The 24,307-nt window shown below is 72.8% G+C and carries 23 protein-coding genes; 13 read left to right on the top strand and 10 right to left on the bottom strand.

The window, feature by feature from the left end:
* Position 1: 1 nt before the first annotated feature.
* A complete protein-coding gene (locus tag ACWCO8_RS29825; protein ID WP_451034874.1) occupies positions 2-3,313 on the bottom strand; it encodes a BTAD domain-containing putative transcriptional regulator in 3,312 nt (1,103 codons plus the stop codon).
* A gap of 99 nt (positions 3,314-3,412) precedes the next feature.
* Between ACWCO8_RS29825 and ACWCO8_RS29820 the strand changes: the two genes are divergently transcribed.
* Entirely contained in the window at positions 3,413-4,207 is a 795-nt protein-coding gene (locus tag ACWCO8_RS29820; RefSeq protein WP_362016640.1) for a site-2 protease family protein, read from the top strand.
* A 25-nt stretch (positions 4,208-4,232) separates the two neighbouring features.
* Here the strand turns inward: ACWCO8_RS29820 and ACWCO8_RS29815 are convergent, their stop codons facing one another.
* Positions 4,233-4,424 (bottom strand): hypothetical protein, encoded by a 192-nt coding sequence (locus ACWCO8_RS29815; RefSeq protein ID WP_451034873.1) that lies wholly within the window; start codon positions 4,422-4,424, stop codon positions 4,233-4,235.
* Between the two features lie 123 nt (positions 4,425-4,547).
* Entirely contained in the window at positions 4,548-5,246 is a 699-nt protein-coding gene (gene npdG / locus ACWCO8_RS29810) for an NADPH-dependent F420 reductase (protein ID WP_451034872.1), read from the bottom strand.
* A gap of 101 nt (positions 5,247-5,347) precedes the next feature.
* Here npdG and ACWCO8_RS29805 point away from each other — a divergent pair, with 101 nt between their 5' ends.
* Positions 5,348-5,950, top strand: coding sequence for a hypothetical protein (locus ACWCO8_RS29805; protein WP_451034871.1), 603 nt, complete (start codon positions 5,348-5,350; stop codon positions 5,948-5,950).
* A 96-nt stretch (positions 5,951-6,046) separates the two neighbouring features.
* Positions 6,047-7,357: an MFS transporter gene (locus tag ACWCO8_RS29800; RefSeq protein ID WP_451034870.1), complete on the top strand. Its 1,311-nt coding sequence runs from the start codon at positions 6,047-6,049 to the stop codon at positions 7,355-7,357.
* A 21-nt stretch (positions 7,358-7,378) separates the two neighbouring features.
* Here the strand turns inward: ACWCO8_RS29800 and ACWCO8_RS29795 are convergent, their stop codons facing one another.
* Entirely contained in the window at positions 7,379-7,633 is a 255-nt protein-coding gene (locus tag ACWCO8_RS29795) for a hypothetical protein (RefSeq protein ID WP_451034869.1), read from the bottom strand.
* 58 nt (positions 7,634-7,691) lie between these two features.
* Between ACWCO8_RS29795 and map the strand changes: the two genes are divergently transcribed.
* Positions 7,692-8,549: a type I methionyl aminopeptidase gene (map, locus tag ACWCO8_RS29790; protein ID WP_451034868.1), complete on the top strand. Its 858-nt coding sequence runs from the start codon at positions 7,692-7,694 to the stop codon at positions 8,547-8,549.
* A gap of 114 nt (positions 8,550-8,663) precedes the next feature.
* Complete coding sequence (locus tag ACWCO8_RS29785) at positions 8,664-9,314, top strand: biliverdin-producing heme oxygenase (RefSeq protein WP_362016626.1); 651 nt, start codon at positions 8,664-8,666, stop codon at positions 9,312-9,314.
* A 9-nt stretch (positions 9,315-9,323) separates the two neighbouring features.
* Here the strand turns inward: ACWCO8_RS29785 and ACWCO8_RS29780 are convergent, their stop codons facing one another.
* The 4 genes from ACWCO8_RS29780 to ACWCO8_RS29765 all read right to left on the bottom strand — a co-directional run bounded on the left by ACWCO8_RS29780 (position 9,324) and on the right by ACWCO8_RS29765 (position 13,931).
* Positions 9,324-10,004, bottom strand: coding sequence for a PhzF family phenazine biosynthesis protein (locus ACWCO8_RS29780; RefSeq protein WP_451034867.1), 681 nt, complete (start codon positions 10,002-10,004; stop codon positions 9,324-9,326).
* The gene (locus ACWCO8_RS29775) at positions 9,982-10,848 is read right to left on the bottom strand and encodes a hypothetical protein (RefSeq protein ID WP_451034866.1); all 867 of its coding nucleotides are present in this window, start codon (positions 10,846-10,848) and stop codon (positions 9,982-9,984) included. Before ACWCO8_RS29775 ends, ACWCO8_RS29780 begins: the two co-directional genes overlap by 23 nt.
* Before the next feature lie 95 nt (positions 10,849-10,943).
* Positions 10,944-12,464, bottom strand: coding sequence for an HtaA domain-containing protein (locus ACWCO8_RS29770; protein ID WP_451034865.1), 1,521 nt, complete (start codon positions 12,462-12,464; stop codon positions 10,944-10,946).
* A gap of 72 nt (positions 12,465-12,536) precedes the next feature.
* The gene (locus ACWCO8_RS29765) at positions 12,537-13,931 is read right to left on the bottom strand and encodes an HtaA domain-containing protein (protein ID WP_451034864.1); all 1,395 of its coding nucleotides are present in this window, start codon (positions 13,929-13,931) and stop codon (positions 12,537-12,539) included.
* A 131-nt stretch (positions 13,932-14,062) separates the two neighbouring features.
* Here ACWCO8_RS29765 and ACWCO8_RS29760 point away from each other — a divergent pair, with 131 nt between their 5' ends.
* The 7 genes from ACWCO8_RS29760 (at position 14,063) to ACWCO8_RS29730 (ending at position 21,724) form a co-directional block, all read left to right on the top strand.
* Positions 14,063-15,064 carry a heme/hemin ABC transporter substrate-binding protein gene (locus ACWCO8_RS29760; RefSeq protein ID WP_451035055.1) on the top strand — a complete coding sequence of 334 codons (1,002 nt, stop codon included), beginning with the start codon at positions 14,063-14,065 and terminating at the stop codon, positions 15,062-15,064.
* Positions 15,061-16,164, top strand: coding sequence for a FecCD family ABC transporter permease (locus ACWCO8_RS29755; protein ID WP_451034863.1), 1,104 nt, complete (start codon positions 15,061-15,063; stop codon positions 16,162-16,164). The genes ACWCO8_RS29760 and ACWCO8_RS29755 overlap by 4 nt, the downstream gene beginning before the upstream one ends.
* A gap of 124 nt (positions 16,165-16,288) precedes the next feature.
* A complete protein-coding gene (locus ACWCO8_RS29750; RefSeq protein WP_451034862.1) occupies positions 16,289-17,218 on the top strand; it encodes a heme ABC transporter ATP-binding protein in 930 nt (309 codons plus the stop codon).
* A gap of 176 nt (positions 17,219-17,394) precedes the next feature.
* On the top strand, positions 17,395-18,549 hold the full coding sequence (gene efeO / locus ACWCO8_RS29745; protein ID WP_451034861.1) for an iron uptake system protein EfeO: 1,155 nt from the start codon (positions 17,395-17,397) through the stop codon (positions 18,547-18,549).
* A gap of 20 nt (positions 18,550-18,569) precedes the next feature.
* Positions 18,570-19,844 (top strand): iron uptake transporter deferrochelatase/peroxidase subunit, encoded by a 1,275-nt coding sequence (gene efeB / locus ACWCO8_RS29740; RefSeq protein ID WP_451034860.1) that lies wholly within the window; start codon positions 18,570-18,572, stop codon positions 19,842-19,844.
* A gap of 16 nt (positions 19,845-19,860) precedes the next feature.
* Positions 19,861-20,736, top strand: a complete 876-nt coding sequence (efeU, locus tag ACWCO8_RS29735; protein WP_451034859.1) for an iron uptake transporter permease EfeU — start codon at positions 19,861-19,863, stop codon at positions 20,734-20,736.
* Positions 20,699-21,724, top strand: coding sequence for a hypothetical protein (locus tag ACWCO8_RS29730; protein WP_451034858.1), 1,026 nt, complete (start codon positions 20,699-20,701; stop codon positions 21,722-21,724). Before efeU ends, ACWCO8_RS29730 begins: the two co-directional genes overlap by 38 nt.
* Positions 21,725-21,767: 43 nt before the next feature.
* On the opposite strand, the gene ACWCO8_RS29725 is transcribed toward ACWCO8_RS29730, so the two are convergent.
* The gene (locus tag ACWCO8_RS29725) at positions 21,768-22,538 is read right to left on the bottom strand and encodes a bifunctional DNA primase/polymerase (RefSeq protein ID WP_451034857.1); all 771 of its coding nucleotides are present in this window, start codon (positions 22,536-22,538) and stop codon (positions 21,768-21,770) included.
* Between the two features lie 111 nt (positions 22,539-22,649).
* Positions 22,650-23,306, bottom strand: coding sequence for a TetR/AcrR family transcriptional regulator (locus ACWCO8_RS29720; RefSeq protein WP_451034856.1), 657 nt, complete (start codon positions 23,304-23,306; stop codon positions 22,650-22,652).
* 157 nt (positions 23,307-23,463) lie between these two features.
* Here ACWCO8_RS29720 and ddaH point away from each other — a divergent pair, with 157 nt between their 5' ends.
* Positions 23,464-24,288: a dimethylargininase gene (ddaH, locus tag ACWCO8_RS29715; protein ID WP_362016603.1), complete on the top strand. Its 825-nt coding sequence runs from the start codon at positions 23,464-23,466 to the stop codon at positions 24,286-24,288.
* Positions 24,289-24,307: the final 19 nt, after the last annotated feature.

Genomic DNA, 24,307 nt, shown 5'->3' with positions numbered 1-24,307 from the left:
ATCAGGACTCGACGCGCCCCTGGATCGCGTCGGCGCGTTCGAGCAGGGCGGCGGCCTCCTCCAAGGAGAGGCCGTCGCCCTCGGCGTAGGCGGCCTCGAACGCCTCGTCGCCGAGGACCGAGCGGACCAGCTTGGTGGCCCGCTCCAGGTTGTCGCGCTCGGGCGGGGTGAGGAGATGGGCCTCCGGGAGCAGGCCCTCGTGCGCGCCGAGGAGCTGGGCGCCGACCACCGCGCCGGGGCCGCCGAGCCCGCCCAGGGCCCAGGCGGCGGTGACCAGGTGGATGGCGGGCATCTGCGGGGCGACGATCATCGACAGGGTGCCCAGGGACCGTTCGAGGGCCTCCTTGGCGTAGGCGAGGCCTGAGGCGTACCGGCCGTCGAGGTTGTCCAGCCAGCCGAGGCCGCCGAGGGTGAACCCGCCGAAGATCGACAGCGTCGCGGAGCTGAAGTCGTCCAGGAGCGCGGTCAGGTGCTCGCGGGCCTCGGCGGTGCGCCCGGTCCGGCCGAGCAGCATGGCCAGGAACAGCCGGGCGGCCAGCGTCGGTTCGTGTCCGCGGTTCTCCTCGGCGCCCACGACCTCACGCAGGATCTCCTCCGCCTCCTCGGCGCGACCGGTCATCGAGAGCATGTCGGCGTACCGGGCGCGCAACAGCGCCATCTGGGACTGGGCGCCGATCCGCTCGGCGTACCCCATCGCGGCGACGAAGTCCTCGGCCGCGCCCTCGAAGCGGAGCCGCCGCTCGCGGGCCTCTCCGCGCGCGGAGAGGGCCTCGGCCGCTCCCCAGGAGTCGCCGAGGCGGACGAAGATCTCCAGGCCCTCGTCGGCGTCGTCGGACGCGTCGCCGGCCCAGTCCACGCGGTTGGCCAGCATGTTGGCGCGGAGCGTGAGCGCGTTGGCGAGTTCCCACTCGTAGCCGAAGCGGCGGCAGGCGTCGACGGTGGCGTCCAGCAGCTCCCGCATCCTGCCCGCCTCGCCGATGATGATGACGGCGAAGACGGCGAAGGTGCCGGGCAGTCGGCAGGTCTGCGGGAGTCCGGGCCGGTAGACGGCGGTGATCCGCTTGAGCCGTTCGATCCCCTCGGGCCTGGTCCAGTCGCCCGTCATGTGGTCCATGTTGAGGAGCCCGATCAGCCGCACCCCGCGCCGGGCCTCCCACAGCTGCTCCTCGCTCAGCGGCGGGGGCGTGGCCGTGCACGGCTCGTGGAGCGGGACGACGGGGGCGCTGGGCGGCTCGAAGGGGTCGGGTCCGAGGGCGGCGGCGGCCTCGGACCAGTGCAGGGCGTCGGCGCGCAGGTCGCGCATCTGCCAGTACCAGAGGAGGCAGTGGACCAGCAGGAGCGCCTCCTGCTCGTCCCGGGCGGCGACGGCGCGGCGCAGGGCGGTGCGCAGGTTCTCGTACTCGGTACGGAACCAGGCCATCGCCCGGACCTGCCCGTCGCCGCGGAGCGCGGGGTCGGCGTGCCGCGCGAGCTCGCGGTAGTGGACCAGATGCCGGCGCTCGGCCTCCGCCCGGTCCCCGGCCTCGTCGAGCCGCTCCCCCGCGTACTCCGCCACCGTCTCCAACAGCCGGTACCGCATGCCCCCGTCGTCACCGGGCGCCGCGACCACCAGCGACTTGTCGACAAGGGAACCCAGGACGTCGAGGGTGTCCGCCCCGGAACCCGGCACGCACACCGCCTCCGCCGCCTCCAGGTCACACCCGCCCGAGAACACCGAAAGCCGCCGCAACACCGCCCGTTCGGGCTCGGACAGCAGGTCCCACGACCAGTCGACCACCGCCCGCAACGTCTGCTGACGCGGCAGAACCGTCCGCGCACCCGAGGACAGCAACCGGAACCGGTCGTCGAGCCGGTCCGCCACCTGCCGCGGCGACAACACCCGCAACCGCGCCGCCGCCAACTCGATCGCCAACGGCAGACCGTCCAGACGCCGACAGATCTCCGCACACGCCTCCGGATCGTCCGCCGGATCAAAACCCGGCCGGGCAGCCGTCCCCCGGTCGGCGAGCAACCGTAGCGCCGTCCGCTCCGGCAACGGCTCCACCGGCCGTACGAACTCCCCCGGCACGCCCAGCGGTTCACGGCTCGTCGCGAGGACCGTCACCCCCGGACACCGGGCAAGGAGCACGGCCACCAACTCCGCCGCCGCCCCGATCACATGCTCACAGTTGTCCAGAAGGAGCAGCAGGCGGCGTGACGCGCAGTGCTCCACGAGGCGGGTCAGCGCGTCGTCGGCGGTCCTGAGCCCCTCGGCGCCCGCGCCGCGCAGCACGGTCTCCCGCGCCCCGACGGCCCCGAGCACGGCCTCGGCGACGGCCTCGGGGTCGGTGACGGGTGCGAGTTCAGCCAGCCACACCCCGTCGGGCCAGGGTGCGCCGGCGTCGGCCGCCCGCTCGGCCGCCTCCTGGGAGAGTCGCGTCTTCCCGGCTCCGCCGGGCCCGAGGAGCGTGACGAGCCGGCTGTCGCGCAGGTCCTGCTGCAGCCGGGCGATGTCCTGGTCCCGCCCGACGAAGCTGGTCAGCCGGGCGCGCAGGTTGCCGGGGCGCGCGGCGGCGGCCTTCGGCGCCGGAAGGGTCGCGAGCGGCGCCTCCGGTTTCTGGGCGAGGAGCTCCGCGTGCAGGGCCCGCAGCTCCGGGGAGGGGTCGGTGCCGAGGCTGTCGGCGAGGGCGCGGCGGAAGGACTCGTACGCGGCGAGCGCCTCCGCCGCGCGGCCCGCGGCGCGCAGGGCCCGGATCCGGAGGGCCTGGAGCGGTTCGTCGAGCGGGTGGGCCTCGCAGAGGGCGGCCAGTTCGGGGAGGGCGGACGCGGCCTGCCCGAGCGCCAGGGCCGCCGAGAAGCGGGCCCGTCGCGCGTCGAGGCGCCGGGCCTCCCAGCGGGCGGCCTCCGCCGTACGGTCCGGCAGGTCCGCGAGCGCGGGCCCGCGCCACAGGCCGAGCGCCTCGTCGAGCAGCCGCGCCGCCTCCGCCGGGTCGCCCGCTTCGAGGGCCCGTACGCCCTCCCCCGCGAGCCGTTCGAAGCGGCGCGCGTCCACGTCGTCGGTGCCCGCCGCGAGCCGGTACCCGCCGGGCCCCGACACCACGGCCTCCCGGCCGAGGACCCGGCGCAACCGGCCGACCAGGGCCTGGAGCGCGGCGACCTCGTCGCCCGGCGGGTCGTCGGGCCACACCTCGGCGACCAGGGTCCCGACCGGAACCGTCCGGTCCGCGCGGAGGGCGAGCGCGGTCAGCAGGGACCGCAGCCGCGCGCCGCCGAGGGCGACGGGGCTGCCGTCGGCGGTGTGGACCTGGGTGGGGCCGAGGACGGAATAGCGCACAGGCTCTATTCTCCGTGAGCCGGGGATCTCCGCAGGAACTCACCCCCGCCCCGGCACGTTTCCCGCACACACGCCGCCGCGCCCTGAGGAGTCCCACCGATGACGACGGCCACCACTCGTAGGCACGAGCGCAGGATCAGCCCGGTCTTCCTGGCGATCCTCGCCGTCATGGCGGTCACCGGCTGGGCGGTGTGGAGCGACTTCGCGGCCTCCCCGGGCCTGGCGATCTTCCTCTTCGTGACCTCGGCCTGGATCGTCTCGCTCTGTCTGCACGAGTACGCGCACGCGCGCACGGCGCTGCACAGCGGGGACATCACGATCGGGGCGAAGGGGTATCTCACGCTCAACCCGCTCGCCTACACCCACGCCGTCCTGAGCGTCATCCTGCCGGTGCTGTTCGTGATCCTCGGCGGCATCGGCCTGCCGGGCGGCGCGGTCTTCATCGAGCAGGGCCGGATCCGGGGCCGCTGGAAGCACAGCCTGATCTCGGCGGCGGGCCCGCTGACGAACGTGCTGTTCGCGATCGTCTGCACGGCGCCGTTCTGGCTGGACGCGCTGGACGGCGTGCCGCTCGCGTTCCAGTACGCGCTCGCCTTCCTGGCGTTCCTCCAGGTGACGGCGGCGCTCCTGAACTTCCTGCCGGTGCCGGGCCTGGACGGCTACGGGGTGATCGAGCCCTGGCTGTCGTACAAGATCAAGCGGCAGATCGAGCCGTACGCGCCGTACGGCTTCTTCGTGGTGATCGCGCTGCTCTTCGTCCCGGCGATCAACGGGGCGTTCTTCGACACGATCGACGCGCTGATGCGGGCGCTCGGCGTGCCGGAGATCTCCCGCTACTGCGGCTCGAACCTCTACCGCTTCTGGCAGGAGACGCCGGAGCTCTGCGCGGTCTAGGGCTGTCGAAGGGCCCTGGGAGCCTTTACGCCTCGGTGTGCGAGGCGGCCGCGGCCTCGGTCTTCGCGCGGCGGAAGTAGTACCAGGCCATGTTCGAGGAGAGGCCGGCCAGGAGGACCCAGACGATCCCCAGCCACATGCCCGCGGCGAAGGAGACGACGGCCGCGACGACGGCGAGGACGCAGACGGCGAGGGCGTACAGAGCGAGGCGGGGCATGGGGGTCGGCTCCTGTCCGGGTACGGCTGAGTGCCCGTCCAGTGTCCCCTATGCCCGGCCTCGCTCCGTCGCGGGTCGTCCGTGAGCGCAGATGTCGGGTCGTCCGTCGGCCCGGACGTCGGCTCAGACGTCGGTGACGCGGAGCCCGGCGTGGGCCTTGTAGCGGCGGTTGACCGAGATCAGGTTGGCGACGAGCGACTCGACCTGGTGGGCGTTACGCAGCCGACCCGCGAAGACCCCGCGCATGCCGGGGATGCGGCCCGCCAGCGCCTGGACGATCTCGACGTCGGCGCGCTCCTCGCCGAGCACCATGACGTCCGTGTCGATCTCGTCGATCGCGGGGTCCTGGAGCAGCACGGCGGAGAGGTGGTGGAAGGCCGCGGCGACCCGGGAGTCGGGGAGCAGCGCGGCGGCCTGCTCGGCGGCGGAGCCCTCCTCGGGCTTGAGGGCGTAGGCGCCCTTCTTGTCGAAGCCGAGCGGGTTGACGCAGTCGACGACGAGCTTGCCCGCGAGTTCGGCGCGCAGCGACTCCAGGGTCTTGGCGTGCCCGTCCCACGGCACGGCGACGATCACGATGTCGCTGCGGCGGGCGCACTCGGCGTTGTCGGCGCCCTCGATGCCGAGGCCCAGCTCGTCGGCGGCGGTCTGCGCGCGCTCGGCGGCGCGGGAGCCGATGATCACCTTCTGGCCGGCCTTGGCGAGGCGGTAGGCGAGGCCGCGGCCCTGGTCGCCGGTGCCGCCGAGGACGCCGACGACGAGGCCGGACACGTCCGGGAGGTCCCAGGGGTCCTTGGGGGCGGGCTTGCTGTCAGTCGTAGTCATGGCCTCGACATTACTGGCCGGTCGCCCCATCCGATCCCGTACGGGTGGAACCTCGGCGACCGCCTCACGCGCGCGGCCCGGCTGCGGCAGGATGCGGCGCCATGGATGCCGTACGGGTCGCGCTGCTGCGCGAGGTGCTCGCGGGAACGGAGTGGCCGAGGGAGGCCCGCCGGTTCGCGGCGGCGCTCCGCTCCTCCGTCGTCCCGCACGGGGGCGGGCTGCTCCTGGTGGGGACGGACGGGTACGAGCCCTGGCACCTGTGCGCGCACCTCGTGGACGAGGCCGCCTGGTCGGGCCAGCCGGAGCTGGCGCCGACGCTGGTACGGCACCGGGTGCGGCCGGGCGACCCGGCGCACCTGGCCGTCGGCCTCGGGCGCCTGGAGGCGGCGCGCGGCGGGGCGACCCTGCTGCTGGTGGCGCCGGAGCGGCCCGACGCGGGGCTCCTGGAGCGGGTCCACGACGCGCGCCGGGCGGGGGCGACGGTGCTCTCGCTCGACGGCGGCGACCCGGAGGTGCACGGCCTGGCGCACGAGGCGCTGACGGTGCGGGCGGGCGCGGAGGTGGACCTGGACACGGTCCAGCACCTGGTGAGCGCGGCGGCCGGGGAGAACAGCCTGCCGCCGCCGCGCGGCCGGCGCCGCTTCCGCGACCGCCTGTCGCTCCTGGCGGACCACCTGACGTCACCGCCGCCGACGGGCTGGTGAGCCACCGCTTTGTGAACACGGAGCCCCATGTGACCTGGCCCGTCGCCCCGTAATTCGGTTGCCCGGCGCCGCGCGGCCGTCGGAGCATGGTGCCTCGTGACGTCGAAGCTCTCCGCCGTGCTGCCCGATCTCGCGCCGTGGCGCTCCTCCCGTGACTTCCGGCTGCTGTGGGTCCAGGGCCTGGTGACCGTCTTCGCGAGCTTCATGGCCCTGATCGCGCTGCCGCTGCAGATCATGGAGCTGACGGGCTCACCGTTCGCCGTCGGTCTCATGGGCGCCGTCGAACTGGTCCCGCTGGTCGTGTTCGGGCTCTACGGCGGCGCGCTCGCGGATGCCGTGGACCGGCGGAAGGTGATCGTCGCGACGGAGGCGGGGCTCGGTCTTCTCGCCCTGATCCTGCTGCTCAACTCGCTCCTGTCGGAGCCGCTGCTCTGGCCGCTCTACGTCGTCGCGGCCCTGGTCTCCGCGCTGTCCGGGCTCCAACGGCCCGCGCTCGACTCGCTCCTGGCCCGGATCGTCCCGCACGACCAGATGACGGCCGCCGCCGCGCTCAACGGGCTGCGCTGGCAAATGGGCGCCATCGCGGGCCCCGCGCTCGCGGGCCTGGTCGTGGCGTACGCGGGGCAGGCGACGGCGTACGGCGTGACCCTCGCCGGCTTCGCGCTCTCCGTCCTGCTCTGCCGCCGCCTCTCCCCCGCGCCGCCCGCGCACGACGCCGAGAAGCCCTCGCTGCGCGGCATCGCGGAGGGCGCGCGGTACGCGTGGTCGCGGCCGGTGCTCCTCGGTACGTACGCGATCGACCTGGCCGCGATGTTCTTCGCCTTCCCGAACGCGATCTTCCCGTTCCTGGCGGCGGAGCTGGACGCGGAGTGGTCGCTCGGCCTGATGTACGCGGCGGGCTCGGTCGGCTCGCTCGTCCTCGGCATGACCAGCGGCTGGACGGCGAAGATCCGCCGGCACGGGCTGCTCGTGGTGTTCGGTGCGGCGGGCTGGGGGCTCGCGATCGCGGCGGCCGGCTGGTTCGGGAACGTGTGGCTGGTGCTGCTCTGCCTGGCCTTCGCGGGCGCGGGCGACATGCTGAGCGGCCTGGGCCGTTCGACGATCTGGAACCAGACGATCCCGGAGGAGCTGCGGGGCCGCCTCGCCGGGATCGAGGTCCTCTCCTACAGCGTCGGCCCGCAGCTCGGCCAGGTCAGGGCGGGCGCCATGGCGGGCTGGACGGGCACGCGGGCGGCGGTCTGGAGCGGCGGTGTGGCCTGTGTGGCCGCGGTGGGGCTGCTCTGTCTGACGCTGCCGAAGCTGCTCACCTACGACTCCGACACGGACGAGGACGCGCGGCGCCACAAGGCGGCGCAGGAGCAGCGGGAAGCAGAGGAGAAGGCCGGGGCCGCCGGGGCCCCGGCCTGAGGGTCGGCAGGGCAGTCGCCTCTACTCGGGCGTCCCGTCCGCCTTCGGAGCGTCCGTCGAGGAGTCCTTGGAGCCGTCGTGCCACTTGGGGTCGTTCTCCCACTCCAGGTTGCGCTCGCGCGCGGTCTCCATCGCGTGGGCGGCCTCTTCCCGGCTGGCGTACGGGCCGAAGCGATTCTTCGCGGGGCAGTCGGGCCCCTCCTCGACCGTCTTGTGCTCCAGGCAGTAGTACCACTCGCCCGGCTTGCCCACCGTGCGCTTCTTGAACAGGGCCATCATCGGCTCCTTCCTCTGGGGCCATGCTGCCCCAGACGCGGTCGTTAGACTCGCTGACATGTCTGGCCAGTCGCTGCTCGTACCGGGGGAGCTCTCTCCCCACCGCTCCGTTCCGGGAGCCATCCGCCGTCCCGAGTATGTCGGGAAGCCCTCGCCCACTCCGTACACGGGGCCCGAGGTGCAGGACTCCGACACCGTCGAGCGGATGCGGATCGCCGGCCGCATCGCCGCGCAGGCGATGGCGGAGGCCGCCAAGCACATCGCTCCGGGTGTCACCACGGACGAGCTGGACCGGGTCGCGCACGAGTTCATGTGCGACCACGGGGCGTACCCCTCGACCCTCGGCTACCGCGGCTTCCCGAAGTCGCTCTGCTCCTCGGTCAACGAGGTCATCTGCCACGGGATCCCCGACTCGACCGTCCTCCAGGACGGCGACATCGTGAACCTGGACGTCACGGCGTTCATCAACGGGGTCCACGGCGACAACAACGCCACCTACCTCTGCGGCGACGTGGACGAGGAGTCCCGGCTGCTCGTCGAGCGCACCCGTGAGTCCCTGAACCGGGCGATCAAGGCCGTCAAGCCGGGCCGGCAGATCAACATCATCGGCCGGGTCATCGAGTCGTACGCCAAGCGCTTCGGCTACGGCGTCGTGCGCGACTTCACCGGACACGGCATCAACTCGTCGTTCCATTCCGGGCTGATCATCCCCCACTACGACTCCCCGCACGCCACCACGGTCATCCAGCCGGGCATGACGTTCACGATCGAGCCGATGCTGACGCTGGGCACGCACGAGTACGACATGTGGGAGGACGGCTGGACGGTCGTGACCAAGGACCGCAAGCGGACGGCTCAGTTCGAGCACACGCTGGTGGTGACGGAGACCGGGGCCGAGATTCTCACGTTGCCCTGACGTCTTCCCGGGGTAGTTTTTTACCGACAGGACGTCGGGAACCAGTTGACTTAGGTAAGCCTAAGTAGCAGTATCTCAGCAGGTTCCCGTCCCCATCGGCCTCGGAGGCACGCCTTGGACACGCCCTTCTCGACGCTCATCCGTACGGCCTCTCACGAGCAGCACACCGAGGCCGAGACGTCGACCTTCATGAGCGACCTCATGGGTGGCCGGCTCGCCGTCGAGGCGTACACGCGGTACACGGAGCAGCTCTGGTTCGTGTACCGCGCCCTGGAGGACGGTGCCGAGGCGCTGCGGAACGACCCGGTGGCCGGGCCCTTCATACAGCCGGAGCTGTTCCGCACGGCCGCCCTGGAGCAGGACCTCGCCCACCTGCGGGGCCCTGACTGGCGCGAGGGCCTCTCCCCGCTGCCCGCCACCGCCGCGTACGCCGAGCGGGTGGCCGAGTGCGCGCGCGAGTGGCCGGCCGGCTATGTGGCGCACCACTACACGCGCTACCTCGGCGACCTCTCGGGCGGCCAGATCATCCGCGACAAGGCGGAGCGCACGTGGGGCTTCGCGCGCAAGGGCGACGGCGTCCGCTTCTACGTCTTCGACGAGATCACGAACCCGGCGGCCTTCAAGCGGGGCTACCGGGAGCTGCTCGACGGGGTGAACGCGGACGACCTGGAGAAGCAGCGGATCATCGACGAGTGCAAGCGCGCGTTCGACTTCAACGGCGCGGTGTTCCGGGAGCTGGGCAGCGAGTTCCCGCTGAGCGCGTGAGTTCGGGACTCAGGCGGTGAGGGTCCGCTCCAGGCGGACCCGGCCGCCGAGTTCGATGACTCCGTCGGGGCCGGGGGCGGTCAGGATCTGCGACCCCCGGCCCTGAGTGATGTTCAGGGCCCGGCCCAGCTCCGCCGTGAGCAGCAGGGCCGCCGCGCCCGTCGCCTCGTCCTCGTCGATGCCGTCCCCGCGCCCGGGGAAGCCGCGCGCCCGGATCCGCCCGGCGGCCTCGTCCTCCCAGGCCCAGGCGTAGATCCACTCCCCCGGCTCGGGCACGGCGAGCGCGTCGACCTCGGCGGCCGAGCCGTACCGCCGCAGGGTCCGCGCCGGGGCCCACTCGGCGCGGGCCTCTATCCAGGTGAACTCCCCGTCCCCGCGCACCCACACCTCACCGGCGGGCGGCCGGACGAGCTCCAGGTCGAGCAGCCAGGCGGTCCCGACGAGCGGGTGCCCGGCGAACGGCAGCCGCACACCGGGCGTGTAGATGTCGACGTTCCCCCGCTCGGGATCGTCGACGAACACGGTCTCGCTGAACCCGAGCTCCTTGGCGAGCGCCTGCCGGGCCGCCTCGTCGGGATACGCGCGCCCGTCCCGTACGACCCCCAGCGCGTTGCCGTACCGCCCGTCGCCGGCGCAGAAGACACGCAGGACGTCGATGTCGGCGGCGCTACTCGTCACGGTCGTGTGCATGGCCGAATTCAAGCATCCAGCCGTCCCACTCGGCGGCCCCACCCGGAATCTGCCAGGCGTGCGTACGCGCTTCGCCGTACGGGGCTCCGGCGGCGGCATGCGAGAGGCCTCTCACCCAGGCCGCCCGCTGCCGCTCGGGGTCGGGGCCGGCGAACTCGCGGGTGAGCACCTTCTCGTACTCCTCGGCCACGGAACCGAGGAGTGCCGTCACCTTCTCCTCGTCCTCCGCGCGGGACAGGACGACCGTGCGCGGCGTCCCGCCCTCGGCGAGGGCCGCCACCGCCCGGTCGTGGCCGTCGAGGAGGACCCAGCCGTCGAGGGCCGTCACCGACCAGAGCAGTACGGGTGCGAGGCTGCCCTCCCTGGCCTGCCTGCGGTACGCCTTGACGCGCGGGGCGTCCGGGGCGGACAGCTTCCGCAGGGGCAGGACGCCGTTCCAGCCGTCGCCCCAGTCCAGGTGGCCGTCCGGCCATGCCGTCAGGAAGTCCTCGCCCCAGACGTACGGGGGGAACACCTCACGCGGCCCGAAGATCCATCGGCCCGCGTGCAGGGGCCCCTCGTCGGCGACGTCCAGCCGACCCGCGTACCGGCGCGTCCAGTCGGGCCGCTGTCCGGCTTCGTCGGCGCGTATCGGTGGGACGGGCGAGCGGTAGCCGGGGCGGCGGTGGACACGGATCCCGCCACGGTCCTCGTCGACGCGGGCGAGGAGGACGGGGCGGCCCGACTGGCGGAGCAGCATCCGGCGGCCTTCCGTCATCTCCCAGCGCAGGGGCGGCGGTTCGGGCGGGCCGTCGAGGCGGAACACGGCACCGGGGAGGTTCTCGCGGCGCAGGCGGGTGGGCATGGGCCGCACGCTAGTCGGGCAGGCGGCAGGGCCGCACCGCCGTTTCCGGGGGTGCGGCCCTGCCTGTGGGGGGTGGCGGTATGGGGTGCCGTCGGTCAGGACTCCGTCGTCGTGCGGCGGCGGACCGCGATGACCACGGCCGCGCCCGCGGCGGCGATGGCGCCGGCCGCGCCGAGGAGGGTGCCGGTCGGCACGTCGGAGCCGGTCGCGGCAAGGGAGCCGGAGCCGCCGACCGTACCGCCGCCGGTGGTCGAGCCACCGCCTGCGGTCGAGCCGCCTCCCGTGGTCGAGGTCCCGCCGGTCGTGGACGGCAGTGTGGCGTCCTTGTCGACGGTGAGGGCGACCGTGACCGGGTCGATCGCGGTGCCGGGCTTGTAGAAGGCCTCGCCGTTCGGGCCCGCGAACTGGGCCGCGCCGTCCTTGGTCAGCTTGGCCGGGGCGTTCTTGAGCGTGACGACACCGTTCTTCGCGGAGTAGTCCGCCTTCGACAGGTCGAGGTCGGCGAAGGTGACGTCGTTCTTCGTGCCCTTGGCGGTGGTGACGTCCACGACGACGGTGCCGGAGGAGCCCTTCGCCTTGACCTTCACGTCGCTGATCGCGAGGTCGATCGTGTGCGCCGCGCACGCGAAGCGGACGGTGCCCTTGAAGACCGCGTCGGCCTTGCGGGCCTTCGCGTCCCACGTGGCCGAGCCGAAGCCGAAGTCGTACACGGAGCCGTTGTTCGTGGCGCCGCCGGTCGTGGTGGCCTTGCCGCCGCAGGTGCCGACGACGTACGAGCGCCAGGACTCCTTCACGCCCCAGGTGAGCTTGCCGTTCAGGACCGACGGCGTGCCGGTGGTCGGCGCGGTCGTGGGCGCGGTCGTGGTGGGGGCGGTGGTCGGCGGGGCCGTGGTCTTCGTCGGGGTCGGGGTCGGGGTGGGCGTGGTCTGCGTCGGGGTGGGCGTCGGGGTCGGCTTCGTGCCGCCGGCCTTCACGGTCAGAGTGGCGGCGTCGAGCGCGTCGCCCTCCTTGTAGAAGCCCGCGAAGGCCTCCGCGCCGCCCTTGGTCAGCTTCGCCGGTATGTCCTTGAAGACCATCGCGCCGCCCGCGCCCTGACCGGGCCGCACCTTGCTCATGTCGAGCGCGGCGATCGCGACGTCGTCACGCGTGACGAACTTCCCGTCGTTGCCCTTGGTGACCACGTCGGCGGTGATCTCGCCGGTCGGCGCGGCCGTGCCCTTGGTGGAGAGCTTCACGTCCGAGAGCGTGATGTCGAGGACGCCGTGGTGGGCCTCGAAGTGGACGCTGCCCTTGAAGGAGTTGGCCGTGGCGTGCGTCCCGGTGTCGTACGTACCGGTGCCGTCGACGAAGGTGAACACCCCGTTGTCCGCGGCCTGCTTCGCGCCGCCCGCCACCGTGGTCCTGCCCGCCGCCATCGGAGAGGCGAGGTACTTGCGGAAGGACTCCTTGAAGCCCCAGTCCAGCGTGCCCTCCTTCAGCTCCATGACGGGGGCGCCGGCCGCCTTGTCCGGCCCGTCCGCGGCGAGGGCGGGCAGGGCGAGGACGCTCGCCCCGAGGGCGGCGGCGGTGGCGACGGCCGCCGCGAGGGCGACGGGTCGGCGGGTGGTCGTGGCCATGGTGGGTGGTCTCCTACAGGGATCGGGGGTGAGGGAGAGGTTGGGGGCTTACGGGGCCCGGAAGGGGCGGGGTCAGGCCGAAGGGGGCGTCGTGCGGCGGCGCCTGACGGCGACGTACACCGCGATCGCCGCGGCGAGGAGCACACCCGCGCCGAGCGCGAGGTACGTGGCCGTCGCCGAGGAGTCCTCGGAGGCCGCCGCCTTCGCCGGAGCGGCCGGCGCCGAGGCCGAAGGCGAAGAGGACGCGGCGGCCGAGGGCTTGGTGTCGCTGCCCAGGTCGGGCAGGGCCGGCAGCTGGGCCTTCGCGTCGACCGCGACGGCCAGCGAGACGGGGTCCATCTCCGTACCGGCCTTGTACATCCCGCCGAACGCCTTCGCGCCGCCCTCCGTGAGGGTCGCGGGCGCCTCGGTCAGGACCGCGAGGCCGTTCTTCGGGGCGAAGTCCTTGGCCGTGAAGGTGACCAGGGGGACGGCCTTCTCGGTCTTGCCGGCGCTGGTGACATCGGCGCTGAGCGTGCCCTTGCCGCCGGTCACCGTGACCGAGACCTGGCCGAGGGCGAGATCGATGTGGGTGCCGGTGAAGCGGACGGAGCCCGCGAAGTCGGCGTCGAGGGTCTGCTTCTGAGAGTCGTACGTGCCCTTTCCGCTCGGGAAGCGGAACAGCGCGCCGCCGTCCTGGGCACCGGCGGAGAGGGTCCACTTGCCCTGGGCGATGGAGCCGGTGACGTACTCGCGGAAGGTGCGGCGGACGCCCCAGTCGACGGCTCCGTCCCGGAATCCGCCGGGGGCGGCGGAGGTCGTCGCGGAAGGCTCGGGGGACTTCGTCGCGGTCGGTTCGGCGGCCGTCTTCACGTCGACGGTGAGGCTGATCGGGTCGAGCGGCGTACCGGCCGTGTAGTAGCCGGCGAAGGCGCGGGCGCCCTGCGCGGTCAGCGTGGCGGGCACGTTGGTCAGCGAGATCGGGCTGCCGCCGCCGCGCATGTCGATGCCGGACAGGTCGAGCGAGGCCAGCGGCACCTGCGAGGAGGTGGTGACCTGTCCCGAGCCCTTGGCCTTGCTCGCCATGTCGGCGTGGAGGGTGCCGCGCCCGCCCTCGATCCGGACCCGGGGCCGGCTGATCGTCAGATCCAGCTCGTGGGTGCCGTCGCTCTTGCGGTGACCGAGGAAGCGGACCCCGCCCGAGAAGCCGGCCGTGAGAGCGCCGGTCGCGGGGTCGTACGAGCCCTGGGCGGAGTGGAAGCGGAATTGGCTGCCGCCGACGGTGGCGGCGCCGCCCGTGAGGTTCCAATTGCCCTGGGCGATGGGGCCCGTGACGTAGCTCTGGAAGGAGGACTTGATTCCCCAGTCGAGCCTGCCCCCCTGCACCGTTCGGCCCGCGGCCTGGGCGGCGGTGGCCGGGAGCAGGGACCCGAGGATCGCCGCGAAGAGCAGGACGGTGAACGCCCGGGCGGGTCTGGACAGCAGCATGGAACCCCTCCGAGGGCTAGCAAGTGAGGTAAGGCTAACCTAAGGTACCCGGAGGCAAAACGACAGACTGCTGCCCAGAACGAACAGGACGGTGCTTCCCCGTGCAGAGAACTCGCCTCGCGGGTGCGCTGATGTCCGCACTCGCGCTCGCGCTCCTGGCGACCGGCTGCGGCGACGGAAGCGCCCCGCGGCAGGCCGCCCCCTCGGCGAACTCCCCGCAGGCGAAGGCCGCCCCCGACCGGGTCGAACCCCTGCCCGGCGCCCCGAAGTCCACGCTCCCCGCGACCGTGGACTCGGCGGACGGCCGGAAGGTCACCGTCACCTCCACCGAGCGGATCGTCCCGCTCACCGGCTCCCTCAACGAGATCGTCTTCACCCTCGGCCTCGGCGACCGGGTCGTCGCCCGGGACATCACGGCCACCTTCGAACAGGCCGCGAAACTCCCGGTGGTGACCCGCGCCCACGACGTCTCCGCCGAGAGCGTGCTCTCGCTGCGGCCGACGCTCGTCCTCGCCGACACCTCCACCGGACCGGCCGAGGCGATCGCCCAGATCCGCGACGCCGGCATCCCGCTCGTCGTGGTGAAGCCCGCGAAGGAGCTGGCGGACGTGTCCACCCGGATCGACACGGTCGCCGCCGCGCTCGGCGCACCGGAGGCGGGGACCGCGCTGAAGCAGCGCACACAGGACCGGATCGACGCCGTCCGCAAGGACATTCCCGGCCAGAACTCCCAGAGCGGCACGAAGAGCAAGCCCCGGGTGGCCTTCCTGTACGTCCGCGGCTCGGCGGCCGTCTACCTCCTCGGCGGCGCCGAGTCCGGGGCCGCGTCGCTCCTGGAGGCGGCGGGCGCCGTCGACGCGGGCAAGGAGTCCGGCCTGAGGAAGGACTTCACGCCCATCACCAGCGAGGCCCTCGCGGCCGCCGCGCCCGACGCGATCCTCGTCATGACCAAGGGCCTCCAGTCGGTCGGCGGCGTCGACGGCCTGGTGAAGGTCCCGGGCGTCGCGGAGACCCCGGCCGGGATGGACCGCCGGGTCGTCTCCATCGACGACGGCGTCCTCCTCAACTACGGCCCGCGCACGGACGAGGTACTGCGGTCGCTGGTCGACCAGCTGTACGGGGAGACGAAGTGACGGCGGTCGACGACAGGGAGGCTCCGGCGACCCCGGCGGCCTCGAAGGCCCCGGCGCCCTCCGCCCGCAAGCCGCGCGGTACCGCCACCACCCTCACCCTCGTCCTCCTCGCCGTCCTGCTGCTCCTCGCGCTGCTGTCCGCCGGCATCGGGGCGTACGAGATCCCGCTCGGGGACGTCCTCGCCTCCGTGCAGCACCGCATCGGCCTCGGCGGCCACGCGCTGGAACGGTCGGCGGAGAGCGTTCTGTGGAACATCCGGCTCCCCCGGGTGGTCCTCGCAATCCTCGTCGGCGCCTCGCTCGGCTGCGCGGGCGCCCTGATGCAGGGCGTGTTCGGCAACCCGCTCGCCGAGCCCGGGGTGATCGGCATCTCGGCGGGCGCGGCCGTGGGCGCGGTCGGCGCGATCGCGCTCGGGCTCAGCTTCTTCGGCAACTGGACGGTGACGGTCTGCGCGTTCGTGGCCGGGCTCGCGACCGTGTTCCTCGTGTACGCGATGTCCCGCGCGGGCGGCCGTACGGAGGTGGTGACGCTGATCCTCACCGGTATCGCGGTGAACGCCTTCGCGGGCGCCCTGATCGGCCTGTTCATCTTCTTCGCCGACAACGCGCAGATCACCCAGATCACGTTCTGGCAGCTCGGCTCGCTCGCCCAGGCCACCTGGCCGAAGGTGCTCGCCGTCCTGCCGTGCGCACTGGTCGGTCTCGCCGTCGCCCCGTTCTACGCCCGCAAGTTGGACCTCCTCGCGCTCGGCGAGCGGCCCGCGCGGCACCTGGGCGTGGACGTGGAGCGGCTGCGGATCGTCCTCATCCTGGTCGTGGCGCTGCTCACGGCCGCCGCGGTCGCGGTGGCGGGCATCATCACCTTCGTGGGCCTGCTCGTTCCGCACCTGCTGCGGATGGCGAACGGCCCCGGCCACCGCTTCCTGGTCCCGGGCAGCGCGCTCGGCGGCGCGGTCGTCCTCGCGGCCGGCGACCTGGCGGCCCGTACGATCGCGGCCCCCGCCGAACTCCCCCTGGGCGTCCTCACCGCCCTCTTCGGCAGCCCGTTCTTCTTCTGGCTGCTGCGCAGGACTCGTCGTAGGCAGGGGGGCTGGGCATGATCCGCGGTTCCTCTCCGGCAGCGGACACCCCGAGCGCCTCCCCCTGCCGGGGGTCCGGGGGTTGTCCCCCGGGCAAGCACAGTTGGCTGCTGCGCAGGACTCGTCGTAGGCAAGGTGGTTGGGCATGATCAGCGGTCTTCTCCGTCTCGCGGGCCGTACGCGCGAACTGCCCGTGCCGCCGGCGCCCGGTGACGTCGTCGCCGAGGCTCGGGGGCTCCGGGTCGGGCTCGGTGGGCGGGAGGTGCTCGGCGGGGTGGACGCGCGCGTACGGGCGGGTGAGGTGCTGGCCCTGGTGGGGCCCAACGGGGCCGGGAAGTCGACGCTGCTCGGTGCGCTGGCCGCCGATCTCGCGCCGGCCGGCGGCGAAGTACGGATCTGCGGCCGGCCCGCCACCGGCTGGTCCGCGCCCGAACTGGCCCTGCGCCGTGCCGTGCTGCCGCAGGCGGCCGCGCTCGCCTTCCCCTTCCCGGTCGCCGAGGTGGTCCGAATGGGCCGCGCCCCCTGGGCCGGGACCGGCTACGAGGAGGAGGACGAGGCCGCCGTCGCCGAGGCCATGGCGGCCACGGAGGTGGCGGAGTTCGCCGACCGCCCCTTCTCCGCGCTCTCCGGCGGTGAACGCGCCCGGGTCGCCCTGGCCCGCGTCCTCGCCCAGCGCACCGCGCTGCTGCTGCTCGACGAGCCGACCGCCGCGCTCGACCTGCGCCACCAGGAACTCGTGCTCCAGGTCTGCCGCGAACGCGCCGCCGCCGGGGTCGCGGTGGTCGTCGTCCTGCACGACCTCGGCCTCGCCGCCGCGCACGCGGACCGGGTCGCGGTGCTGCACGCCGGGCGGATCGCCGCCGACGGACCCCCGGCCGAGGTCTTCGACGAGGAGCTCCTGAGCCGGGTGTACCGACAGCCGGTCGAGGTCCTCGCGCACCCGCGGACCGGCGTCCCCCTCGTCGTCCCGCGCCGCGCCGCACCCGGATCCGAGGACGAACCGCGACCCGTACCCGGAGCCGGAACCGGACCCGCGCCCGAAACCGGCAAATCCGGCGCCTTGACCGGCCCTTGACCGTGTCATGGTGCGCCGCAGAGCGTGCCGTGACCGCGTCGCGATCGGACCGGGAACGTGAGAGCGGAATCACTGGACGGCCCGGTATGACTGAGGTAAGCCTCGGTTAAGTTAGGCCCGCCTCACCCCGTCCCACCCCGCCTCACCCCCGTCACGATCCCCTCTGGAGCACCCGTATGCGAGCCGTCCGTCTCTCCGTCGTCACCGCCGCGGTCACCGCCGCGGCACTGACCGCCGTCACCGGCTGCACCCAGAAGAGCGACGCCAAGGGCGACGACGGCGCCGTCACGGTCGTCGCCAAGGACGACTCCTGCGAGGTCTCGAAGAAGGAGTTCCCGGCCGGGCACGTGGAGCTCGCCGTCGAGAACCGGGGCACGAAGGTCACCGAGGTCTACATCCTGTACCCGGACGACCGGATCGTGACCGAGCGCGAGAACATCGGCCCGGGCACCAAGGCCACCGTCACCGCCGAGGTCAAGGCCGGTGCGTACGAGATCGCGTGCAAGCCCGGCATGAAGGGCGACGGCATCCGCCAGAAGGTCACCGTCACCGGTGGCGCGGCGGTCGCCAAGCGCTCCCCCGAGATGGACGCCGCCGTGGCCGCCTACCGCCAGTACGTCCAGGCGCAGGCGGACGAGACCCTGCCCAAGGTGAAGGTCTTCACCGACGCCGTCCGCGCCGGTGACGTCGAGGCCGCGAAGAAGGCGTACGCCGACTCCCGTATCGGCTGGGAGCGCACCGAGCCGGTCGCCGAGTCCTTCGGCGACATCGACCCGAAGGTCGACGTCCGCGAGGACGGCCTGGAGGCCGGCCAGGACCCGGCGAAGGACTGGACCGGCTGGCACCGCCTGGAGAAGGCGCTCTGGCAGGACAAGAAGATCGGCGACCGCGAGAAGGAGCTCGCCGACACCCTCGACAAGGACCTCGCGGACTGGGTGAAGCGGGTCGGCAAGGCCGACATCACCCCGACCTCGATGGCCAACGGCGCCAAGGAGCTCCTCGACGAGGTCGCCACCGGCAAGGTGACGGGCGAGGAGGAGCGTTACTCCCACACCGACCTCGTCGACTTCAAGGCGAACGTCGAGGGCGCGCAGAAGTCCTTCGACCTGCTCAAGCCGGTCGCCTCGAAGAACGACCCGACGCTCGTCGCCGAACTCGACAAGCAGTTCGCGGCGCTGAACACGCTCCTCGACAAGTACCGCACGGACAAGACCGGTTACGTCTTCACCTCGTACGACAAGGTCGGCAAGGCGGAGCGCAAGGAGCTGTCGGACGGCGTCAACGCGCTGGCCGAGCCGCTCTCCAAGCTCGCCGCCGCGGTCGTGAAGTAGAAGGAGCGGAGGACACGGACATGTCCGAAACGAACGAGGCCATAGAGGCGGCGGGCGACGGTCCCGCGACCTCACGGCGCACCGTCCTCGGCTGGGGCGGTGCCGGGCTCGCGCTCGGCGCCGCCGCGGCCGGCGGGGCCGTCGCCCTCGGCCGGCCCGGGGACACCCCCGTGCCCGCCTCCGACAGCGGCTCGGCCGTCCCCTTCCACGGGGCCCACCAGGCCGGTATCGCCACGGCCGTCCAGGACCGGCTGCACTTCGCCGCGTTCGACGTGAAGACGACGGACCGTGCCGAGCTCGTCCAGCTCCTGAAGGACTGGACTCGCGCCGCCGAGCGGATGACGGCCGGTCGCGAGGTCGGCGAGGGCGCGTACGGCGGTTTGCCGGAGGCCCCGCCGGACGACACGGGCGAGGCCCTCGGCCTCAAGCCGTCCCGGCTCACGCTCACCATCGGCTTCGGGCCCTCCCTGTTCGACGGCCGCTTCGGCCTCGCGGACCGGCGGCCGGGGGCCCTGGTCGACCTGCCCAAGTTCCCCGGCGACAACCTGGACCCGGCGCGCAGCGGCGGCGACCTCTGCGTGCAGGCCTGCGCGGACGATCCGCAGGTGGCCGTGCACGCGATCCGCAACCTGGCCAGGATCGGCTTCGGCAAGGTCGCGGTCCGCTGGTCGCAGCTCGGCTTCGGCAAGACGTCCTCCACCACGCCCGACGCGCAGACCCCGCGCAACCTGTTCGGCTTCAAGGACGGCACCCGCAACATCGCGGGCACCGACACCGCGGGCCTGGACAAGCACGTGTGGGTCCCCGCCAAGGACGCCCCGGCCGGGGCCGCCTGGATGACGGGCGGCTCGTACCTGGTCGCCCGCCGGATCCGGATGAACGTCGAGACCTGGGACCGCACTCCGCTGGCCGAGCAGGAGGACATCTTCGGCCGCGACAAGAAGGAGGGCGCGCCGGTCGGCAAGGCCAAGGAGCACGACGAGCCGTTCCTGAAGGCGATGAAGCCGGAGGCCCATGTGCGGCTCGCGCACCCGGACTCCAACAACGGGGCGACGATCCTGCGCCGCGGCTACTCCTTCACGGACGGCACCGACGGCCTGGGCCGTCTGGAGGCGGGCCTGTTCTTCCTCGCGTACCAGCGGGACGTCCGTACCGGCTTCATCCCGGTGCAGACCTCGCTGGCCCGCGCGGACGTCCTCAACGAGTACATCCAGCACGTGGGTTCGGCGCTCTTCGCCGTCCCGCCGGGCGTCCGGGACACGGGCGACTGGTGGGGCCGGGCGCTGTTCTCCTGAACGGGAAGGGACCGACGTGTTCGGCAATTATCTGATCGGGCTGCGCGAGGGCCTCGAAGCCAGTCTGGTCGTCTGCATCCTCATCGCGTACCTGGTGAAGACCGGGCGCCGCGACGCCCTGCGGCCGATCTGGATCGGCATCGGGGTGGCGGTCGGGATCGCGCTCGCCTTCGGCGCCGGGCTCGAGTTCGGCTCGCAGGAGCTGACGTTCGAGGCGCAGGAGCTGCTGGGCGGCTCGCTCTCCATCCTGGCGGTGGCCCTGGTCACCTGGATGGTGTTCTGGATGCGGCGCACGGCCCGGCATCTGAAGGCGGAGCTGCACGGCAAGTTGGACCAGGCGCTCCGGATGGGCACCGGCGCCCTGGTCGCGACCGCGTTCCTGGCGGTGGGCCGCGAGGGCCTGGAGACGGCGCTCTTCGTCTGGGCGTCGGTTCGGGCCTCGTCGGACGGCACGTCGGCGCCGCTGATCGGGGTGCTGCTCGGCATCGCCACGGCGGTGCTCCTCGGCTGGCTGTTCTACCGCGGCGCGCTGCGGATCAACCTGGCGAAGTTCTTCACCTGGACCGGCGGCATGCTGGTCGTGGTGGCGGCCGGTGTCCTCGCGTACGGCGTGCACGACCTCCAGGAGGCCCGTTTCCTGGACGGTCTGGCCGACAAGGCCTTCGACATCTCGGCGACGATCCCGCCGGACAGCTGGTACGGGACGCTCCTCAAGGGCGTCTTCAACTTCCAGCCGGACCCGACGGTTCTTCAGGTCACGGTGTGGGCGCTCTATCTGATCCCGACGCTCGCGCTCTTCCTGGCCCCGGTAGGGTCGGGTCCGTCCGTGCCCGTGGAGAAGCAGAAGGCGACCGATGAGAAGGCCGAGGCGCCCGTCGAGGGCACGCACTGAGCTGGGGCGACCGTCGAGGGTTCTCGTGGCGACGGCGTTGGCGGGCGCGCTGGCGCTGACGGCGAGCGGCTGCGTGACGGTGCACGGCGAGCGTGAGGTCGTACCGGCCGCGACGCAGACCGAGGCCGCGCAGGCCCTCAAGGACTTCATCGCGGCGTACAACAAGGCCGACAAGGAACACGATCCGAAGCTCGACGCGGACCGGGTCACCGGTGCGTTCGGCGCGATCAACCAGGCCGCGATGAAGGCCCGTTCGGTCACCCAGCCCGACGGCAACCCGGAGCACCAGCCGCTGGAGCTCACCGACGCGAAGTTCGTCGTGCCGAAGAAGGCGGGCTGGCCGCGCTGGTTCGTCGCGGACGCCGACTCCAACCGGGACACCGGTACGGACAACAGCGGCAACCGCTGGCTCGTCGCCTTCGTGCGCAACGGCCCCGACCAGCTGTGGGAAGCCGCCTATCTGACGATCCTGACCCCGGACGAGCGCCCCGTGTTCAAGACGGACGGCGGGTTCGCGGTCCCGGTCGCCCCGGACGCGACCGGCCTCGCGCTGGCGCCCAAGGACCTGGGCCGGAGCTACGCCACGTTCCTCGGGGGCGGGGAGCAGGGCCCGTTCGCGGCCGGTCCGTACACCACGGGCTGGCGGGAGCAGCGGCAGAAGGAGGCGAAGCGGGTCGGCATGGCGACGCAGTACGTCGACCAGCCCACGGACACCGGCGACTTCACGCCGCTGGCTCTCGCGACCGAGGACGGCGGGGCGCTCGTCTTCTTCGCGACGCGCTACTTCGAGCGGCAGACGGCGGCCCAGGGGTACCGGCCGAAGGTCGGCGACGAGGTGAAGGCGCTGATGACGGGCGAGGTGAAGAACACCGTCACGAAGGAGTGGGTGTCGAGCCAGTCGGTCCTGGTGAAGCCCGCGGGCACGACCGACGGCGCGGTCACGATCACGAACCGGCTCCAGGGCGTCACGGCGGCGAAGGGCTCGTAACCCCGGCCCCGCCCCGTCGGCTCCGTCCCTCAGCGGTCCGGCGTCAGCGGCGGCCCAGCGGCCAGGCGACCGCGGGTTCGGCGTGCTGGTCGCCGCGCTCGGCCGCGTGGCGGGCGCAGGCGTCGGTCAGGGTCTCCAGGAGGTTCAGCGGGTCCGGCAGGGCGTGCTCGGGGCCGCGGACCCAGGCGACCGACGGCTGCTCGTCCTCGTCACCGATGAGCCGGGCCGGCGGTACGAGGACATAGCTGCCGCGACAGTGCCAGCGGAGCCCCGGGTGCTCGTCCATGGTCTCCGGATGGCAGTCCAGCTCGCAGGGCCACCACTCGTCCTCGTCCTCGGGGGTGCCGCGGGTGGCGGTGAAGAAGAGCATCCGGCCGCCGTCGCCCGCGCTCTCGGCGGACTCGGCGACGGGCCCGACCTCCACGCCCTGGTCGAGGAGCCGCTCCAGGGCGGCCCGGCCGGCGGCGAGCGGTACGTCGAGGACGTCGTGGACCATGCCGGTGGCCGTGACGAAGTTCGCCTCGGGCTCGTTGCGGGCCCAGCGCTCGATCTGGGCACGGTCGGTGGTCGACTGCGTCTGCCAGGCGAAGGAGACGGGGTGCCGGGCGGGGGTGGGACAGCCGATGCGCTCGCAGGAGCAGCGGTATCCGACGGGGTACGCGGCGGGGGCGAGGGGCAGTCCGGCAGCGGCGACGTCCAGGAGCAGGGTCTCGCGGCGGTTCTCGTCCTCGGCCGCGGTGCGTTTCGGGCGCCTGCGCAGCCACTGCGCGAATCTGCTCTCCGTGCCGCGGTAGCGGCCGATACCGTCGCCCATCTATCCCCTCACACCTGCGCTCGCCTGTTACTCGCCCGTTCGGCTCTGCCCATCGTCGCATCTTCCCGTGCTTCAGGTGACCGGAGTCCCCAACCGGGGTACGTAACGGGGTTACGCCCTGGGCGCGATCCCGCGCAGCGCGTAGTCGACGAGGGTGTCGGCGTAGGCGTGGGTGAGCGGCAGGGTGCGGTGGAGCCAGCGGTGGTTCAGGGGCCCGACGAGGAGTTCGAGGGCGACGCGGGGGTCGACGTCCGGGTCGATGTCCCCGGCGGCCTGGGCGGCCTGGAGGCGGCGTACGTAGTACTGGAGCTGGGGTTCCAGGAGTTTCTCGACGAACTGGGCGCCGAGCTCGGGGTTCACGACGCCCTCGGCGGCGAGGGCGCGGGAGGGGGCGTCGTAGGTGGGGTTGTTCAGCTCGTCGACGGTGGCGCGGAGCACGTACTTCAGGTCGGCGGCGAGGTCGCCGGTGTCGGGGATCTCACTGTCGGCGTCTCCGCCGAGGGCCTCGTTCGCCTGGGCGGCGAGGTCCAGGAAGGCGTCGAGGAGGACGGCGGCCTTGGAGGGCCACCAGCGGTAGATGGTCTGCTTGCCGACGCCGGCGCGGGCGGCGATGCCCTCGACGGTCGTCTTGGCGTAGCCCGTCTCGGAGACGAGGGCGAGGGCGGCGTCGAAGATGGCGCGGCGGGAGCGCTCACTGCGCCGTGAGGCGTCGGGGGCCTTGCTCTTGGTCTCGGTGCTCTTGGAGTCGGTGCTCTTGGAGTCGGGCATGGCTCCAACCTACCAGCCGACGAGACGATGCGTCTCGCCCAACTGTTCCCCCCTGATATTCGGCGGAACCACCCGATCGGTTCACTGCGCCCAGCCGGGTCGAGGGCGGACCATAAGCTCGTCCGACGACTGATTCTCCGTCCGTGAGGAGCTCTCATTGCGCCAGACCCCGCGCGAGGCCTCGCCCCGCCGCTACCTCATGTGCCCACCCACGCACTTCGAGGTGACGTACTCCATCAACCCCTGGATGGACCCCACGAAACCGGTCGACCTGCCGCTCGCCCTCGCCCAGTGGGAGGACCTGACGGCCCGCTACCGCGCCCTCGGCCACACCGTGGAACTGCTCGACCCGCTCCCCGGCCTGCCGGACATGGTCTTCACCGCCAACGGCGCGACCGTCGTGGACGGCCGGGTGCTCGGCGCCCGGTTCGCCCACGCGCAGCGTACGGAGGAGGAGGCCGCGCACCTGGACTGGTTCCGCGCCAACGGCTACACCGAGGTGCGGGTACCGGAGCACGTGAACGAGGCCGAGGGCGACTTCGCGGTCACCTCGTCGTGGATCCTGGCCGGCCGGGGCTTCCGCTCCACGCCGCTCTCGCACCTGGAGGCGCAGGAGTTCTTCGGGCGCCCGGTGGTCGGCCTGGAGCTCGTGGACCCGCGCTACTACCACCTGGACACGGCCCTGTGCGTCCTGGACGCGGAGGCCGACGAGGTCATGTACTACCCCGGCGCCTTCTCCCCCGGCAGCCAGGAGGTGCTGTCCCGGCTCTACCCGGACGCCCTGCTCGCGACCGAGCGGGACGCGGCGGTGCTCGGCCTGAACGCGGTGAGCGACGGCCACCACGTGCTGCTGCCCCAGGCGGCGGTGGGGCTCTTCGAACCGCTCCGTGACCGCGGCTTCGAGCCCCTGGGCATGGACCTGTCGGAGCTGCTCAAGGGCGGCGGCAGCGTGAAGTGCTGCACCCAGGAGCTGCGCCCCTGAGCCGCCGGGCGACCCCTCG

The sequence above is a fragment of the Streptomyces sp. NPDC001927 genome, assembly GCF_053594455.1.
Note: the sequence above shows the minus strand (reverse complement) of the source record. Positions and strands in the feature narration are given on the sequence as shown.

Coding starts and splice junctions, on each gene's coding strand:
- ACWCO8_RS29720 (WP_451034856.1), bottom strand. CDS start 23,306: ATGCCCGACTCCAAGAGCACCGACTCCAAGAGCACCGAGACCAAGAGC.
- ACWCO8_RS29805 (WP_451034871.1), top strand. CDS start 5,348: ATGGATGCCGTACGGGTCGCGCTGCTGCGCGAGGTGCTCGCGGGAACG.
- ACWCO8_RS29770 (WP_451034865.1), bottom strand. CDS start 12,464: ATGGCCACGACCACCCGCCGACCCGTCGCCCTCGCGGCGGCCGTCGCC.
- npdG (WP_451034872.1), bottom strand. CDS start 5,246: ATGACTACGACTGACAGCAAGCCCGCCCCCAAGGACCCCTGGGACCTC.
- ACWCO8_RS29725 (WP_451034857.1), bottom strand. CDS start 22,538: ATGGGCGACGGTATCGGCCGCTACCGCGGCACGGAGAGCAGATTCGCG.
- ACWCO8_RS29780 (WP_451034867.1), bottom strand. CDS start 10,004: ATGCACACGACCGTGACGAGTAGCGCCGCCGACATCGACGTCCTGCGT.
- ACWCO8_RS29760 (WP_451035055.1), top strand. CDS start 14,063: ATGTCCGCACTCGCGCTCGCGCTCCTGGCGACCGGCTGCGGCGACGGA.
- ACWCO8_RS29815 (WP_451034873.1), bottom strand. CDS start 4,424: ATGCCCCGCCTCGCTCTGTACGCCCTCGCCGTCTGCGTCCTCGCCGTC.
- ACWCO8_RS29730 (WP_451034858.1), top strand. CDS start 20,699: ATGAGAAGGCCGAGGCGCCCGTCGAGGGCACGCACTGAGCTGGGGCGA.
- efeO (WP_451034861.1), top strand. CDS start 17,395: ATGCGAGCCGTCCGTCTCTCCGTCGTCACCGCCGCGGTCACCGCCGCG.
- ACWCO8_RS29750 (WP_451034862.1), top strand. CDS start 16,289: ATGATCAGCGGTCTTCTCCGTCTCGCGGGCCGTACGCGCGAACTGCCC.
- ACWCO8_RS29820 (WP_362016640.1), top strand. CDS start 3,413: ATGACGACGGCCACCACTCGTAGGCACGAGCGCAGGATCAGCCCGGTC.
- ACWCO8_RS29795 (WP_451034869.1), bottom strand. CDS start 7,633: ATGGCCCTGTTCAAGAAGCGCACGGTGGGCAAGCCGGGCGAGTGGTAC.
- efeB (WP_451034860.1), top strand. CDS start 18,570: ATGTCCGAAACGAACGAGGCCATAGAGGCGGCGGGCGACGGTCCCGCG.
- ACWCO8_RS29775 (WP_451034866.1), bottom strand. CDS start 10,848: ATGCCCACCCGCCTGCGCCGCGAGAACCTCCCCGGTGCCGTGTTCCGC.
- ACWCO8_RS29765 (WP_451034864.1), bottom strand. CDS start 13,931: ATGCTGCTGTCCAGACCCGCCCGGGCGTTCACCGTCCTGCTCTTCGCG.
- map (WP_451034868.1), top strand. CDS start 7,692: ATGTCTGGCCAGTCGCTGCTCGTACCGGGGGAGCTCTCTCCCCACCGC.